This window comes from Luteimonas sp. A537, assembly GCF_054052065.1.
In genome coordinates, this window is sequence record NZ_JBSVRH010000005.1 from 24,940 (window position 1) to 40,392 (window position 15,453).

Annotated in this window: 14 protein-coding genes and 1 pseudogene; 9 read left to right on the plus strand and 6 right to left on the minus strand. The window is 69.3% G+C overall.

Annotated features, from left to right (window positions below; genetic code table 11):
* The first annotated feature begins 23 nt into the window (after positions 1 to 23).
* The 3 genes from recD to ACW7GZ_RS13310 all read left to right on the plus strand — a co-directional run bounded on the left by recD (position 24) and on the right by ACW7GZ_RS13310 (position 2,593).
* Positions 24 to 1,841 (plus strand): exodeoxyribonuclease V subunit alpha, encoded by a 1,818-nt coding sequence (gene recD, locus ACW7GZ_RS13300; protein WP_457009828.1) that lies wholly within the window; start codon positions 24 to 26, stop codon positions 1,839 to 1,841.
* A gap of 144 nt (positions 1,842 to 1,985) precedes the next feature.
* Positions 1,986 to 2,195, plus strand: coding sequence for a hypothetical protein (locus tag ACW7GZ_RS13305; protein ID WP_457004813.1), 210 nt, complete (start codon positions 1,986 to 1,988; stop codon positions 2,193 to 2,195).
* A 5-nt stretch (positions 2,196 to 2,200) separates the two neighbouring features.
* Complete coding sequence (locus tag ACW7GZ_RS13310; protein ID WP_457004815.1) at positions 2,201 to 2,593, plus strand: barstar family protein; 393 nt, start codon at positions 2,201 to 2,203, stop codon at positions 2,591 to 2,593.
* A gap of 77 nt (positions 2,594 to 2,670) precedes the next feature.
* Here the strand turns inward: ACW7GZ_RS13310 and ACW7GZ_RS13315 are convergent, their stop codons facing one another.
* Positions 2,671 to 4,110, minus strand: coding sequence for a flavin-containing monooxygenase (locus ACW7GZ_RS13315; RefSeq protein ID WP_457009662.1), 1,440 nt, complete (start codon positions 4,108 to 4,110; stop codon positions 2,671 to 2,673).
* A gap of 446 nt (positions 4,111 to 4,556) precedes the next feature.
* Here ACW7GZ_RS13315 and ACW7GZ_RS13320 point away from each other — a divergent pair, with 446 nt between their 5' ends.
* Both ACW7GZ_RS13320 and ACW7GZ_RS13325 read left to right on the plus strand, forming a co-directional pair.
* Complete coding sequence (locus tag ACW7GZ_RS13320; protein WP_457009664.1) at positions 4,557 to 7,436, plus strand: VIT domain-containing protein; 2,880 nt, start codon at positions 4,557 to 4,559, stop codon at positions 7,434 to 7,436.
* Between the two features lie 33 nt (positions 7,437 to 7,469).
* A pseudogene (locus ACW7GZ_RS13325) lies at positions 7,470 to 7,637 on the plus strand (DUF1905 domain-containing protein); the annotation flags it as partial.
* Between the two features lie 2 nt (positions 7,638 to 7,639).
* Here ACW7GZ_RS13325 and ACW7GZ_RS13330 read toward each other — a convergent pair.
* Positions 7,640 to 7,891 (minus strand): hypothetical protein, encoded by a 252-nt coding sequence (locus ACW7GZ_RS13330; RefSeq protein ID WP_457009666.1) that lies wholly within the window; start codon positions 7,889 to 7,891, stop codon positions 7,640 to 7,642.
* 41 nt (positions 7,892 to 7,932) lie between these two features.
* Here ACW7GZ_RS13330 and ACW7GZ_RS13335 point away from each other — a divergent pair, with 41 nt between their 5' ends.
* The 4 genes from ACW7GZ_RS13335 to ACW7GZ_RS13350 all read left to right on the plus strand — a co-directional run bounded on the left by ACW7GZ_RS13335 (position 7,933) and on the right by ACW7GZ_RS13350 (position 9,328).
* Positions 7,933 to 8,118, plus strand: coding sequence for a hypothetical protein (locus ACW7GZ_RS13335; RefSeq protein ID WP_457009667.1), 186 nt, complete (start codon positions 7,933 to 7,935; stop codon positions 8,116 to 8,118).
* Between the two features lie 88 nt (positions 8,119 to 8,206).
* Positions 8,207 to 8,425, plus strand: a complete 219-nt coding sequence (locus ACW7GZ_RS13340; RefSeq protein ID WP_457009669.1) for a polyprenyl synthetase — start codon at positions 8,207 to 8,209, stop codon at positions 8,423 to 8,425.
* A 23-nt stretch (positions 8,426 to 8,448) separates the two neighbouring features.
* Positions 8,449 to 8,832, plus strand: a complete 384-nt coding sequence (locus ACW7GZ_RS13345) for a YchJ family protein (protein WP_457009671.1) — start codon at positions 8,449 to 8,451, stop codon at positions 8,830 to 8,832.
* 19 nt (positions 8,833 to 8,851) lie between these two features.
* On the plus strand, positions 8,852 to 9,328 hold the full coding sequence (locus tag ACW7GZ_RS13350; protein ID WP_457009673.1) for a hypothetical protein: 477 nt from the start codon (positions 8,852 to 8,854) through the stop codon (positions 9,326 to 9,328).
* A gap of 202 nt (positions 9,329 to 9,530) precedes the next feature.
* Here ACW7GZ_RS13350 and dcp read toward each other — a convergent pair whose 3' ends face one another.
* From dcp to htpG, 4 genes are all read right to left on the minus strand, one after another.
* A complete protein-coding gene (gene dcp / locus ACW7GZ_RS13355) occupies positions 9,531 to 11,684 on the minus strand; it encodes a peptidyl-dipeptidase Dcp (RefSeq protein WP_457009675.1) in 2,154 nt (717 codons plus the stop codon).
* An 88-nt stretch (positions 11,685 to 11,772) separates the two neighbouring features.
* Positions 11,773 to 12,600, minus strand: a complete 828-nt coding sequence (locus tag ACW7GZ_RS13360) for a type II toxin-antitoxin system RelE/ParE family toxin (protein ID WP_457004830.1) — start codon at positions 12,598 to 12,600, stop codon at positions 11,773 to 11,775.
* 190 nt (positions 12,601 to 12,790) lie between these two features.
* Positions 12,791 to 13,225 carry a DUF3597 domain-containing protein gene (locus tag ACW7GZ_RS13365; RefSeq protein WP_457004832.1) on the minus strand — a complete coding sequence of 145 codons (435 nt, stop codon included), beginning with the start codon at positions 13,223 to 13,225 and terminating at the stop codon, positions 12,791 to 12,793.
* Positions 13,226 to 13,352: 127 nt separating this feature from the next.
* Positions 13,353 to 15,311 carry a molecular chaperone HtpG gene (gene htpG, locus ACW7GZ_RS13370; protein WP_457009677.1) on the minus strand — a complete coding sequence of 653 codons (1,959 nt, stop codon included), beginning with the start codon at positions 15,309 to 15,311 and terminating at the stop codon, positions 13,353 to 13,355.
* Positions 15,312 to 15,453 lie beyond the last annotated feature (142 nt).

Below are 15,453 nucleotides of genomic sequence, written 5' to 3' on the forward strand. Positions count from 1 at the left end.
AGCAGGCGCATGGAGCGCGCCGCATGGGCCTGCTGCAAGAACTCGTCAAAGCCGGCGCGCTGCGTACGCTCGACCACGCACTGGCGCAGAGCCTGCGCCGGTTGGAGCCGGACACGCCGGACGCCGTGCTCGCAGCGGCGGCGCTGGCCTCGCTCGCGGTTGCATCCGGCCACGCCGGTTTCGACCCCGCGGAGCCGCAGCGCCTGGTCGATGCCGCGATCGACTGGCCGACACCCGAGGCCTGGACCGCCGCACTCGAAGCCTCGCGCTGGGTCGCCCGCCCGGACGCCGGCGATACCGAATCCGCCGCCGACGCCCCGCTCGTGTACGAACACGGCCTCGTCTACCTGCGCCGCTACCGCGAGTACGAGCGCCGCCTGGCCGACGGCCTGCGCCGCATCGGCCGCGCCGTGCCCCACGCAGGCGCGGCCGCCGCCGATGCGGATGCCAACGACGCGCAGGTTCCCGCACACCTCGCGCCCCTCTTCGCCCAGCTCTTCCCCGAAGCCGCCACCAGCGACGACCCCCAGTCCCGCGCCGCCGCCGCCGCGCTCCGGCACAGCCCGCTGCTGGTCACCGGCGGCCCCGGCACCGGCAAGACCACCACCATCACCCGCATGCTGGTGCTGCTGGCAGCGCAAGCGCACGAGGCCGGCACCGCGCCGCCGCGCATCGCCCTGGCCGCGCCCACCGGCCGCGCCGCCGAACGCATGGCCGAAAGCGTCCGCAACGCCGTGCAGGCGCTGCCCGCGCTCGGCGTCGACCCCGCGCTGTGCGCGCAGTTGCCCACCACCGGCACCACGCTGCACCGCCTGCTCGGCACCATCCCCGACTCCCCGCGCTTCCGGCACCACGCCGACAACCCGCTGCCGTTCGACGTGGTGGTGGTGGACGAAGCCTCGATGATCGACCTGCCGCTGATGGCCAAGCTGGTCGAAGCCGTGCCCGACGGCGCGCGCCTGGTCCTGCTCGGCGACCCCGACCAGCTGCCCTCGGTGGAAGCGGGCGACGTGCTCGCCGGCATCCTGCGCGCCGCCCAAGCCACTGCCCCCGGCGCCACCTTCCCGGCCCGGCACGTCCACCTCACCCGCGGCTACCGCCAGAGCGCGGCGCTCGACCTCGCGCCGCTGGCTGCTGCTGTGCGCGAAGGCGACACCGCCACTGCGCTGTCACTGCTGCGCGGCGATGAGCTTGCCGGCGTGCATTTCCACGAAGGCAACGCCGACCCGCTGCAGTCGCATCGCGAGCATCTGCTCGCGCACTGGGCCTCGCTGGCCGATGCCAGCGACCCCGCCGACGCCCTCGTACGTGCCGGCCGCCTGCGCATCCTCACCGCCGTGCGCGAAGGGCCGCAGGGCGCACGTGGGCTCAATGCGCGCATCGAGGAGATGCTGGCTGGCATGCGCCGCGGCGCTGGTCCCGCGTCAGCGGCAAGTCGCTACTTCCACGGCCGGCTGCTGCTGGTGACCGAGAACAGCTACCGGCATCGCTTGTTCAATGGCGACATCGGCATCTGCCTGCGCGATGACAGCGGCACGTTGATGGCGTGGTTTCCAGGCGACGACGCGCGTAACCCGCGACCGTTCCACCCTGCGGCGCTGCCGGCGCACGACAGCGCATTCGCGATGACGGTGCACAAGGCCCAGGGCAGCGAGTTCGACGAGGTGTGGCTGGTGCTGCCGGAGCGCTTCAACCGCGTGCTCTCGCGGGAGCTGGTGTACACCGGTATGACCCGCGCACGTCGCCAGCTGCATGTGGCAGGGCGGGCGGACGTCATCACCGACGCGCTGGCGCAGCACGCGGGGCGGTGGTCAGGGTTGGGGTGGCGCTTGCAACATTAGTCCGTAGCGCGGCGCCACCGGTCGGGCCCGCTACGCGCGATATCACGTCTGCACAGGATCATCCGCCCGGGCTTGTCCGCTAGAATTCCAGCGTGCTCGCCAGACGGGGCCGGTGCTGCATCTTCAACGGGAAGCGGGGGATACATGCGCGTCAGGGAAAGCACTATCGAGCAGGAGCTGATCGAAAAGCTCGGCGAGCTCAAGTACACGCTGCGGCCGGATATCCGTGACCGCGCGGCGCTGGAACGCAATTTCCGCGAGAAGTTCGAGGCACTCAACCCCGTCGATCCGGTGCATTACTCTTCGATAGACCGAGGATGTCCAGCGATGGTTGCGCGAGATCAGGTTCTCTGATTCCCATGTCTGCATCGGTGACCCTCGACGGCAACCGCATCCACGACATCCCGTCGTTCTACGCCGAGATCAACCGTGTCTTCATGACCGGCGTCGACTGGCAACTCGGTCCCAGCCTCGACGCTCTGCACGATATGCTCCATGGCGGCTACGGCGTGCTCGAAGGCGAGGCGCCGGTGACGCTGGTCTGGACACACTTCGAGGCAAGCCGCGTTGCGCTCGGCATCGACACCACTCGCCAGTACCTGCTCGCAAAGCTCGAGCAACCGGGGCGCTTCGACTTCGACCGCATCCGTCGCCAGCTCGACGCGCTCGAGGCCGGGGAGGGCCAAACCTATTTCGAGATCGTGCTGGAGATCATCGGGGCGCATCCGAACATCACTCTGGTCACCGCTTGATGCCGTGCGCCGGCTGCCTCGCGTCGAGCGACTTCGCCGTGTGTCGGCTCAGGCGATGGTCCCACCCGACCGGTGGCTCACTTGGCTCGCACCACTTCACGACCGTGCTCGGCGCTGCCGCGGATCATGCGCATCCTCGGCACCTGCTTCACCTCTAGCTGGTCTTCCAACCCGCGCGAATCGTCAAGAAACGCCTGCAGCGAATCATCCATCGCCTCCATCCACCGCGTGTGGTGCCGCGGCGCCAGCGTGCCGGTGATCGTGGAGCGGTAGCTCTTGTCGCGGTAGTCGAGGATGCCGGCCTGCTTGTCGCGCTGCCACTCTTTGAGCATGTCGGCCATCTTCTCGATCGCGAACTCGGGGTAGTCGGTGCGGTCCACGAGATCGCGCACGTAGGCCGCCTGGAAATCGATGTCGTCGTCGGCGCCGGCGCATGCGTTCTCGCGCGCGAACCAGGCGTCGCTGTCGGCGCGCATGGCCTCGGTGTCGGGCAGCGCGGTGCGGCCCAGGATCGCATCGCGCGCAAGCCAAGCCTGAGCGTCGAACATGTTGAACGTGTAGTACTGGTCCTGCATGCCCAGGTAGACCAGCTTGGGGTTGTCGATCCAGAACACGCCCTTGAACAGCTCCCGCGGGTACAGGCGGTTGCTGGTGCGCAGGGTCAGGTCGTCGGGCAGGAAGGGGAAGTGGTGCTGGTAGCCGGTGCACAGGATGATCGCGTCCACGTCCTGGCTGCTGCCGTCGACGAAGTGAGCGGTATTGCCTTCCATCCGCGTCAGCAGCGGGCGCTCGCTGAAGGCCTCCGGCCAGTCGTGGCCCATCGGCGCGCTGCGGTAGCTGAAGGTCACCGACTTGGCGCCGTACTTGTAGCACTGGGTGCCGATGTCCTCGGCCGAATAGCTGCTGCCAACCAGCAGCAGGTCCTTGCCGGTGAACTCGCAGGCGTCGCGGAAGTCGTGGGCGTGCAGCACGCGGCCGGGGAACTGCGACAGGCCCTCGAACGCGGGCGCGTTGGGCGTGGAGAAATGCCCGGTGGCCACCACCACCCAGTCGAACTCCTCGCTCACCATGCGGTCGTCCTTGAGCTCGCGCACGGTGACGGTGAACTTGCCGGTCTCTTCGCTGTATTCGACCGCGTGCACGGCGGTGTTGAAGCGGATCTGGTCGCGCAGGCCGCTGCGCTCGACCCGCCCCATGATGTAGTCGCGCAGCACGGGCCGCGGCGGATACGAGGCGATCGGGCGGCCGAAGTGTTCCTCGAAGCTGTAGTCGGCGAACTCCAGGCACTCCTTGGGCCCGTTCGACCACAGGTAGCGGTACATGCTGGCGTGCACCGGTTCGCCATGCTGGTCCAGGCCGGTGCGCCAGGTGTAGTTCCACATCCCGCCAAGGTCGGACTGCTTCTCGAAACAGACGATCTCGGGGACGTCGGCACCCGCGCGGCGGGCGGCATCGAAGGCGCGAAGCTGGGCCAGGCCGCTGGGGCCGGCGCCGAGAACGGCGATTCGCTGGGTCATGCTTGGTGTCACTCCTTGGTGTGTCGCGCCGGCAGACAGGCACGCGGACGCCCGGTTGCAGCGGGCTGCACCCGATGGACCGCTGGAAGAAGTACGTCGGAGCTCCGACCGAAGCCTGGCTCCGTTCCTGCCGATACCGGGCATGGCGTTCGCGCGGGGGACATCGCCAATGGCGGCCCAAGTGGGCCAAACTTCGTCGAATACGAAGCGAATTGACGGCAAAATGCGCGAAACTGCGGCGATTCTAGCACAGCGCAGGGGCCACTCCCCGGCGCGAGTTGAAGCGCCTCGCCCGACGCGGCGTGGCGCAACGCGCATCACCTGGTCGATGCCATGGCGTTGTCGCCCCGAATTGCGCCGACCCCACCGGGTCCGGCTATTGTTGCGGCCAGCGCCACCCCGGAGGGCGCGGTCAACCGACCGCGCGGGGTAGGCAAGGGGATCGCATGCGGTACTTCGCGCTGTTCGTGGCCGTGCTCTCCGGGCTTTGCATCGGGTCATCGCCCGCGCAGGCACCCGTCCGTCGCATCGCGCCCATGGCCATGCAGGCCGACCATGCCGAGGTCCCGGTCCGGCTTGCGTCGGCGGCGATCGCGGTGGATGCCGCAGCCGGCATGGCGCAGACGACCATCGACATGACCTTCCACAATCCCAACGCGCGGGTGCTGGAGGGTCGGCTGGAGTTCCCGCTGCAGCCGGGCCAGAGCGTGGTCGGGTTCGCCTTGGACATCGACGGCCGGATGCGCGATGCCGTGCCGGTCGAGAAGGAGCGCGCCCGCCAGGTGTTCGAATCCATCGAGCGTCGCCAGGTCGATCCGGGCCTGCTGGAGCAGACGCAGGGCGAGTTCTTCCGGGTGCGGGTCTATCCGCTTCCGCCGCGTGGGGAGCGCCGCGTGCGGGTCATCGTGTCCGAAGCCCTCCGGCGCGACAGCGCGGGGTGGTCGACAACCGTGCCGCTGCAGTTCGCGCGCGAACTGCCGGAGGTGCAGGTCACCGTGCGGTCCGCCGAAGCGCCGGTTGTCACCGGCACCGTGCGCCCGGCGCGTGTCGCGAGCAGTGCCGGCGAGCACCGCATCGCGGTCGGGCGCGGAAGCACGCGTCCCGGCCAGGGCATCACGCTGCAGTTCCCGGGCGCGGCCGCGCCGCGCTTCCACAGCCAGCGGCATGGCGACGGCACGTACTTCGTGGCCGAGGTCCCCGCCGGTGGCGCCGCGGTGGAACGCCGGCTGCCCGGCTCGGTCGGCCTGCTCTGGGATGCCTCGATGTCCGGGGCGCGGCGCGCGCATGATCTCGAGTTCGCGCTTCTGGATGCCTACTTCCGCAAGGCGGGCACGGTCGACGTGCAGTTGGTCCGGCTGCGCGATGTCGCGGATCCGGTCGAGCGCTTCCAGGTCCGCAACGGCGACTGGTCGGCATTGCGTCGTGCGCTGGAAGGCACGGTGTACGACGGCGCGACGCGTCCCGATGGCTGGCGACCGGATCCGGGCGTCGGCGAGTACCTGTTGTTCGGCGACGGCCTGTTCAACTACGGCTCGTCCGGATTCCCCAGCCTCGGCGCCTCGCAACGCCTGTTCGCCGTGCACGCGGGCGGCGGCGGCGACAGCGCACGGCTGCAGGCATTGGCCGAGGCCAGCGGCGGCGCCTTCATCGGCATCCGCGACAGCGCCGCACTGGCGGCGGCCGAACGCGAACTCCTTCATGACGCGCCCCGGCTGACGACCCTGGAGGGCCTTGGCGTGACCGACCTGATCGCCGCGTCCATCCACGCGCGCGACGGGGTGTTCCGCATCGCAGGGCGCCTGGCCGACGCCCAGTCCGCGCTGCGACTGCAGGTCACCGACGCCGCGGGCCACCACCGGTCTGTGGACGTTCCGCTCGATACCCTCGTTGAGGGCCGTCTCGCGGCGCGCGTCTGGGCAGGCTACAGGCTGGCCACGCTCCAGTCCGACCCGCGCCGGCATCGTGCCGCCATCGCCGGACTGGGCAAGGACTTCGGCATGGTGACGCCGCAGACCTCGCTGTTGGTCCTCGACGACGTGGAGGACTTCGTCCGCTACGACATCCAGCCTCCCGTGGAGCTGCGCGAGGCGTTCGCGCGGCTGCAGGGCGAAGGGCAACGCACGCGTTCGGCGGGACGGCAGCAGCGGCTCGACGCCATCGCCGAGGACTGGAATGCACGCGTGGAGTGGTGGGAAGCCCCGTTCCCGAAGGACGGCCGGGGTTCGCGGCCGGACCAGGGGGAAATGGTGCCGGTTGGAGCTGGCGAGCCGCCGGTGGTGTTCGACGCCCCCTCGCCGATCGACACGCCCGCGCCGCCGCCGGCCCCGCCGGCCCCGCCCGTATCGGCCGCGCCGGCGTCCCTCGATCGGATCGAAGTCACGGGCTCGCGGCTCGAAGAGGGCGACGAGGCCGCGTACGGCGCATCCATCACGCTGGCGCCCTGGCGCTCCGACGCGCCCGCGGCGCGACGCCTGCGCCAGCTCCCCGCCGACCAGGTGTATCCGCACTACCTCGACGAGCGCGCGCGCAACGCGTCGGGGACGGCGTTCTACCTCGACGTCGCCGATGTCCTGTTCGAGAAGAAGCAACCGGCGCTGGCACTGCGCGTGCTGTCCAACCTGGCCGAGATGGACCTCGAGAACCGCCACGTGCTGCGCGTACTGGCGTATCGCCTGATGCAGGCCGGGCAACCGAGCCTCGCCGTCGACGTGCTTGAGCGCGTGCAGGAGATGGGTGGCGAGGAACCGCAGACGTACCGCGACCTCGGGCTTGCGTACGCGGCGGCCGGCCGACCGCAGGAGGCGATCGAGCGCCTGTACGAGGTTGTCGAGGGCGAGTGGGATCCGCGCTTCAGCGGAGTGTCGGAAATCGCGCTCGCGGAGCTCAACGGCATCGTCGCTACTTCCCGGTCGCCGCTCGACACGTCGTTCGTCGACCGCCGCCTGCTTCGCAACCTGCCGCTCGCACTCAGGACGGTGCTGAGCTGGGACAGCGACAACAGCGACATGGACCTGTGGGTGACCGATCCCGATGGAGAGAGGGCGTACTACGGCAACCGCCTGACCTACCAGGGCGGACGCATGTCGCAGGACTTCACCGGCGGGTACGGGCCCGAGGAATTCGCCCTTCGCAAGGCCAGGCGGGGCTCGTACAAGGTCGAGGCGAACTTTTTCGGTGACAGCCAGCAGCTCGTGACCGGCGCCACCACGCTGCAACTGTGGCTGTCCACCAACTTCGGACAGGCGAACCAGCACGACCGCACCGTGACGCTCCGGCTGACGGACGTGCGCGAGACCGTGCTGGTCGGGGAATTCGAAGTGGAATAAATTTTCGGCCAGAGAGAAGAAGGCGTGCTTGGCGCGAGCGCCAAGCTCCCGACCCGCAGCCAGGTAACGGTGGAGGGCACCTTCGCCTCGGCGCCGTTCCAGGCCACCTTGGAGCCGGATGGCCAGGACAGCCACTGGCTGAAAGTCGACAAGGCACTGATCGAAGCCGCCGGGGTGCAGCCCGGCGACTCCGGCTCGCTCCACTAGGCGTCGTCGGCCATCGTCGCCAGCTTGCGGCCGATCACGGCGCAGTAGTGCAGCGGGTTGTCCTCGATCGAGATTCGGTGGCGATAGCGCTCGAGATGGTAGAGCTGCAGGAACTCCCCGGCCACCAGGCGCTTGATGAACAGCGCCAGGCCGCTCTCGTCCGACTGCCCCAGGAACGTCACCTTGATGTTGAACGCGATCCAGCCGCCGTCGGCGATCAGGTTGAAGGCGCGGTGGAACGCTGCCACCGGGCGCCGACACACGCTTCGCCGACAACGGCGCCGAGCGCATGCAGGGGTTGGTCACCGAACCTTATGCCGCGTTCGCGAACCTGGTCTTCGAGGGCCTGTCGCAGGTCGAGGCGGGGACGCGTCCGGAGGACGTTGCGGACGCGGTGTGGCAGGCCGCGAACGATACGTCGGCGCGCCTGCATTTCCCGGCGGGTACCGATGCGGTGCGGGCGCTGCGGGGCTGAGAGCCGCCAGAACGGCTCCGCCACCCGCCGCGTCGCCACTTCCGCGCATGCCTCACAATGCACCGTCCCACGCACGATCAGGAATGTCATGGACGTTGAAGCTCTCCTCCGCGCGGCCCTCCGCGAAGCCGGCTATGGCCCCGATGCCATCGGTTCCGCGATGCCGCAGATCATGCGGATCCTGCATGCAGAGGACGTACGCATCGAAGCCGGCCGCACTCTGTCGCGCAAGGAGCGCGATTACGTGCGCGTGCAGCTCGAGCTGGGCCTCGATGTGTCGGAGATCGTGGCCGGCCTCAAGCGCTGATTTGCGCGACCCCCCTACACACCATGTCCCAACCTTGCCCCTGCAACCCCTCGACGACCTACGCCGCCTGCTGCCAGCCCTCGCACGACGGCGCTCCCGCCGCCACCGCCGAGGCGCTGATGCGCTCCCGCTACAGCGCCTACGTGCTTGGCCTGCGTGATTACCTCGCGGCCACCTGGCATCCCGCCACGCGGCCGGATCCATTCGAGCTGGACGACACGCCGGGCCTGCGCTGGCTGGGACTCGAGGTCAGGCGCCACGCCGCGCTCGGCGACGACACCGCCGTGGTCGAATTCGTCGCCCGCTACAAGACCGGTGGCGCACCCGCGCTGCGTCTGCACGAGGTGAGCCGGTTCGAACGGGTGGACGGGCTGTGGCTGTACGTCGACGGCGAATTTCCGCAGTAGTCATTGGCCCAATCCGCGCATGCTGGTCGCGGTGGTCACCATGCCCGACGGGGAATGGCGGAGGGTCATGGTGGACGACACGTTGGTGCCACGCGCGGAGATCCCGGCAATGGATGATGTCCTCTGCACGGACGGGGTCTGCGGAGTGGAATTCCGCCCGAACCGGACATGGCAGGTATCCCTGGGCAGCTGGTGGAGCGCGGGGTCCTGGCGCATGCGGACCGTGACTTTTACGTTCCGGTTTGAAGTCGGCTGCATGCGGCTGGTCGGCTATGACGAGAGGGGTCTGCACCGGGGGTCCGGCGAGATCATGGAGACCAGCGTGAACTACCTCAGCGGTCGCGCGTGGATGCAGCCCGACCACATCGGTGGCGAGGAACCGGGTCCGAAGCAGTGGACCCGGCTCGCTTCCAGGGAGCGTGTCTGCATCGCCGACGTGGGCCATGGCCTGTCGTTCACGCCGGGCCTGCTGGAACCGGCGCGGATGCCGCAGTAAGGCGCTGCCGGCTTCGGTCTAATGGTGTCTGAGCGTCGCGCCGCGTGGCTTCACCCACGGCCTGAAATACCTCATGGCGACAGAGTGATTCCAGCGGAGCCGGTACAGCACGCCGGTGATGTACCGGCTTCGTTGATCGCGGCTGTAGCCGCTCCCACAAAAGAAAAGGCCCCGGCCGGATGTTGCCGGGGCCGTGGGTGGCTCAGTTCAGGCCGCGGTGCTCGAGGAGGGGCTCCACGCTCGGCTCCTTGCCGCGGAACTCGCGGTAGGCCTCGGCCAGATCCCGCGAATGCCCGATCGACAGGATCTTCTCGCGGAACACCTGGCCGTTCTCGCGCGTCAGCCCGCCGTTCTCGCGGAACCACTGGAACGCGTCGTGATCCAGCACCTCGGCGCCGAAGTAGGCGTAATAGCCGGCCGCATAGCCGCCGCCCCAGATGTGGCTGAAGTAGTTGGTGCGGTAGCGCGGCGGCACCGCCGCCAGGTCCACCTTGTACTTCGCCAGCGCTTCCTTCTCGAACGCGTCGACGTCCTTCTTCGCGTCACTCGCCGGCAGCGTGTGCCAGGCCATGTCCAGCAGCGCCGCCGACAGGTACTCGGTGGTCGCGTAGCCCTGGTTGAAAGTGCGCGCGCGCACCATCTTCTCCACCAGCGCCTGGGGCATCGGCTCGCCGGTCTGGTAGTGCTTGGCGTAGTTGGCGAACACCTTCGGATCCAGCGCCCAGTGCTCGTTGAACTGCGAGGGGAACTCGACGAAGTCGCGCGGCACGTTGGTGCCGGCCACGCTCGGGTACGTGGTCTTGGAGAAGATGCCGTGCAGGGCGTGGCCGAACTCGTGGAACAGCGTGGTGGTGTCGTCGAAGCTCAGCAGGGCCGGCTGGCCTTCGGCCGGTTTGGTGTAGTTCTCGACGTTGTAGATCACCGGGATGTCGCCGGTCAGGCCGTTCTGCTCGACGAAGTTGCCCATCCACGCGCCGCCCTGCTTGCTCTCGCGCTGGAACGGATCGAGGTAGAACAGCGCCAGCTGGGTGCCGTCGGCGTCGAAGATGTCGAACACGCGCACGTCGGGGTGGTAGACCGGGAGGTCCGTGCGCTCCTTCGCGGTGATGCCGTAGAGCTGCTCGGCGGCGAAGAACACGCCGTCCTTCAGCACGCGGTCGAGCTCGAAGTAGGGCTTGATGGCTTCGGCATCGAGGTCGAACTCGGCCTTGCGCACCTGTTCGGCGTAGAAGTCCCAGTCCGCCGCGCCGGCGGTGAAGCCGCCGCCCTGGGCGTCGACCAGGGCCTGGATCTTCGCAAGCTCGGCGTTCGCGCGCGCGGTGGCCGCGGGCACGGTGTCGGTCAGGAGCTTCAGCGCAACCTCGGGGGTGCCCGCCATCTGGTCGGCGATGCCGTAGGCGGCGTAGCTGGGATAGCCCAGCAGCTCGGCCTTGCGCGCGCGCAGTTCGGCCAGGCGCTGGATGGTGGCGCGGGTGTCGTTGGCGTCGCCCTTTTGCGCGCGCGTAAGCGAAGCGGCCATGACCTGCTCACGCACGCCGCGGTCGGTCAGCGATGCCAGCACCGGCTGCTGGGTGGTGTTCTGCAGCACCAGCAACCACTGGCCGTCCTTGCCGTCGGCCTTCGCGGCCTCGGCGGCGGCGGCGATCGTGGCCTCGTCCAGGCCGTCGAGCTTGGCGACGTCGTCCACCAGCACGCCGCCGGCCTTGGTCGCGGCCAGCAGCTTGTTGGAGAAGGCAGTGGTCAGCGAGGACTCTTCGCTGTTGAGCTTGCGCAGCTCGGCCTGCTTGTCGGCATCAAGCTCGGCGCCGGCGCGAACGAAGCTGTCGTAGGTGTGCTCAAGCAGGGTCAGCTGCTCGGTGGTGAGGCCGAGCTCCGCGCGCTGGTCATGCAGGGTCTTCACCCGCGCGAACAGCGCGGGATCGAGGTGGATGGCGTCGCCGTGCTCGGCGAGCTTCGGCGCCAGGGCTTCCTCGGCCGACTGCAGCGCCGGGTTGGTGTTGGCCGAGGTCATGGCGAAGAACACCGACGCGGCGCGCGTCAGCAGGGTGCCGCTGCGCTCCAGCGCCTCAATGGTGTTGGCGAAGTCCGGCGCCGCGGTGTTGTCGGCGATCCCGCGCACCTCGGCCAGGTGCTGGCGCATGCCTTCTTCGATCGCAGGCTGGTAGTGCGCGTCCTCGATGCGGTCGAACACCGGTGCCTGGAACGGCAGGGTGCTGGCGGCGAAAAGCGGATTCTCGCCCTGGGCGGGGGCGGCGGGCGTGGCGGCGGTAGTCGGCATCGGCGGCTCGGTGGCGGTGCGGTCGCAGGCGCTCAGGGCGAGGGCGATCGCGGAGGACAGCAGCAGTGTACGCAGCATGGAATGGTGCTCCGGAGGGGGCGGGACAAGGGTTTGCCCGCAAGAGTGTGCCTGCAGCGCCCGCAGGGGACGTGCCGTTCGGCATGGTTCACCGGTACGGGCCCGGCCCGCTCCAGAGCAGTTCGCCCTGCCGGTACACCCGGTCCATGGTGATGACCTTGCGCGCATCGCCGATCTCCGCCAGCCCGGGATCGTCCGGTTCGACCAGGCGGCAGGGGCCGGATTCGCGCCGGAGCGCGGTTTCCAGCGGGCAGACCATGAGCCGGCGCGTGCCCGGCAGCGGCAGGTAGAGCTCGGTCATGCCGGCGTCGCGCCATTCGCGCAGCCTGGCTTCGCCCAGCAGGTCGTAAATCACCTGGAAGCCACCGGCTTCCATGTTGGTTTCGGCGGCGGACGCGTTGTACCTGCGGCCGCGGTCGGTGGCGGGGCTGCGCGCGGGGCCGGCGTTCACCGGCGCGTGGTGTTCGGGGAGCATCCCCGGCGGCTGGCCGCGGACGTGGCGGCGGGGACGCGGCGGCGCCGCGGCGCTGGCGGGAGGTTCCGCGGTCTCCCGCGTGGCCTGCGCATCCGGCGGCAGGGATTCGTCGGCCTGGACGACCCGGGTGACCTGGAGCGGCGAGGTGGCCGGGGGTCGGATCGCTTCGCGCGGCGGCACGGGCTCCAGCGGCGTCTCGGGCGGCGAGGGTGGCTGCTCGGGGGGCGACGGGATGGGGTCGGCCACGTCGATGAAGGTGACGTCGATCCGGCTGCCGCCCGCGCTGCCTTCGGGATTGGACATCGTGACCGGGGCGGCCGACATCGCAAGCAGGGCCAGCAACAGGTGCAGCAGCGCGCTCAGCAGCGCGGCGATCCAGGGCTGCAGGCGCTCGATGCGGGGCTCGGTCCCGGCGGCGGCCCGGCGTGACGTGTTGCTCATGCGGCCGGCTGTGCGACGGAGGTGCGGGCCTTCATGGGGAATCTGCAGGGCAGGGCGGGAAGGGCGGCATCGTAACGCGTCCGGCCGCGATGCCGCGGTCCGGTACGCAATGACGCCCCGACCGGGGCCGAGGCGTCATCGATGCCGGGCGGGCGCGCCGCGACGTGTCCGCCGCGGCGCGCCAGGTGGCTCAGTCCTTCAGCGAATCCGGAACCTTGCCGCCGTTCTCGGCCAGCTTGCGCATCACCGCCTTGTGCAGGGCCAGGTTCTGCTCGGCGCTGCCGTGTGCGCCGGCGTTGACGTCGAGTTCGGCGGCCAGCTCCTTGCGCGCATCCAGGTTGGAATCCAGGTCGAGCAGCTTCAGCAGGTCGACGATGGAATGGCGCCAATCGCTCTTGCCGCCCTTGCTCTCGGCCATGCCGGAGAGCACCGCCTCCACGTCGACCGGTGCGGCGGCCGGCGGGGCCGCGGCGGGGGTGGGTGCAGGCGGCGAGACCTTCGGGTCCTGCGTGCTGCCGCTGAAGATGACCGGTGCCGGCTTGTTGCCGGCGGCCGGAGCGGGGGTGGATTCCGGCGCGCTCTTGCGGCCGAAGATGCGTTCGGAAATCTTGGAAAACAGGCCCATTTCAACACTCCGCGGAAAAGAATGGTCGATTGTGCAGGCGGCAGGGGTAAGAGCGTATGAAGGCGCCGTCCGGACGGCAGAAGGCCCCGGCGCGTGCCGGGGCCCGGTCTGCGGCGCGCTGTTCCGCTCAGTCGACGAGCAGGCGGTTCATGCGCTGCACGAAGGCGGCGGGGTCGGGCAGCGGGGCGCCGGCGGCAAGCTCGGCCTGCTCAAGCAGCAGGGTGGCCAGGTCGGTGGCGCGGGCGTCGTCGGTTTCGCCCTGCAGCTTGCGCACCAGCGCGTGCTGCGGGTTGATCTCGAGCGTGGGCTTCTGCTCGGGCACGTCCTGGCCGGCTTCGCGCAGGAGGTGCGCGAGGTGCGGTGCCATCTCCCATTCCGACAGGGCAAGGCACGAGGGTGAGTCGGTCAGGCGTGCCGACACGCGCACGTCTTCGACGCGTTCGCCAAGCAGGCCCTTGATCCGCTCAAGCAGCGGCGCGGCGGCACCGGTGGCGTCTTCAAGCTTCTGCTTCTCCGCTTCGTCCAGCGGCAGCTCGCCCTTGGCCACGTGCTTCAGCGGCTTGCCGGCGTACTCGCGCAGCTGGCCCAGCATCCATTCGTCGATGCGGTCGGACATCAGCAGCACTTCGATGTCCTTCGCGCGGAAGGCTTCCAGCTGCGGGCTGCCGGTGGCGGCCTTGTAGCCGTCGGCGGTGACGTACCAGATGGCGTCCTGGCCCGGCGACATGCGGGCGATGTAGTCATCGAGCGCAACGGTCCGCGCGGCGCCCTCGCCCTTGGTGGAGGCGAAGCGCAGCAGCTTGGCGATGCGCTCGCGGTTGGTGGCGTCCTCGACGATGCCTTCCTTCAGCGTGTTGCCGAAGGCCTTGAGGAAGGCGGCGAACTTCTCCGGCTCGTCCCGCGAGAGGCGCTCGATCAGGTCGAGCACGCGCTTCACACAGGCGCCCTTGATGCGCTCGAGCTGGCGGTTGTGCTGCAGGATCTCGCGGCTGACGTTGAGCGGAAGGTCGTCGGCATCCACCACGCCGCGCACGAAGCGCAGGTAGTTCGGCAGCAGCTCTTCGGCGGCGTCCATGATGAAGACGCGCTTGATGTAGAGCTTCAGGCCCTTGCGCTCGTCGCGGCCGCCCATCATCAGGTCGAACGGCGGCTGCGCCGGCAGATACAGCAGCGTGGTGAAGCTCTGGCTGCCCTCGACGCGGTTGTGCAACCAGGCCGCGGCATCGTTGAAGTCGTGGCCGAGCGACTTGTAGAAGTTCTGGTACTCCTCGTCGCTGATCTCGGCCTTGGGGCGGGTCCACAGGGCGGAGGCGTCGTTGACGGTTTCCCATGTGGCCGCCGGCTTCGCCGAATCGTCCTTGCCTTCGTCGAGCTTGTCGGCGTCCGCCACGGCATCATCGCCGGTGCCGCTTGCGCCGTCGTCGCTATCCGCGCCCGCCGCCGCGTCCTTCGGCATCCGGATCGGGAACGCGACGTGGTCGGAGTACTTGTGCACCAGCGAACGCAGCTGCCAGGCGTCGAGGAATTCGTCTTCGTCCGCCTTCAAGTGCAGCACCACGGTGGTTCCGCGCCCGGGCAGTGTCACGTCTTCCAGCGTGTACTCGCCGCGGCCGTCGCTTTCCCACTTCACACCGGTTTCGGGCGCGGCGCCGGCGCGGCGGGTGAACACGGTCACGCGGTCGGCGACCACGAAGGCGGAGTAGAAGCCCACGCCGAACTGCCCGATCAGGCGCGCGTCGGCCTTCTGCTCGCTGCCCATGGCCTCGAGGAAGCGGCGGGTGCCGGAGCTGGCGATGCTGCCGATGTTGGCCACCACCTCGTCGCGGTCCATGCCGATGCCGGTGTCGCGCAGGGTGATCGTGCGCGCGTCCTTGTCCCAGCTGACGTCGATGCGCAGCTCGGGCTCGCCGGCCAGGAGCTCCGGGTTGGCGATCGACTCGAAGCGCAGCTTGTCGCAGGCATCCGATGCGTTGGAGATCAGCTCGCGCAGGAAGATTTCCTTGTGCGAGTAGAGCGAATGCGTGACCAGGTGCAGCACCTGGGCGACTTCGGCTTCGAACTTGCGGGTCTCGGTGGTCGTGGTCATGGAGCGTGTCCTTTGCAAAACGGCAGGCAGGCTGCGGATATGCGTGCCGCGGCGCCGAATTCAAGCTCAATGCGGAGAACGCCGGGCTTGACTCGGCCGGAGCGCGGCGGATCCCGCAGCGTCCGGGGGGCACTGATCGCCA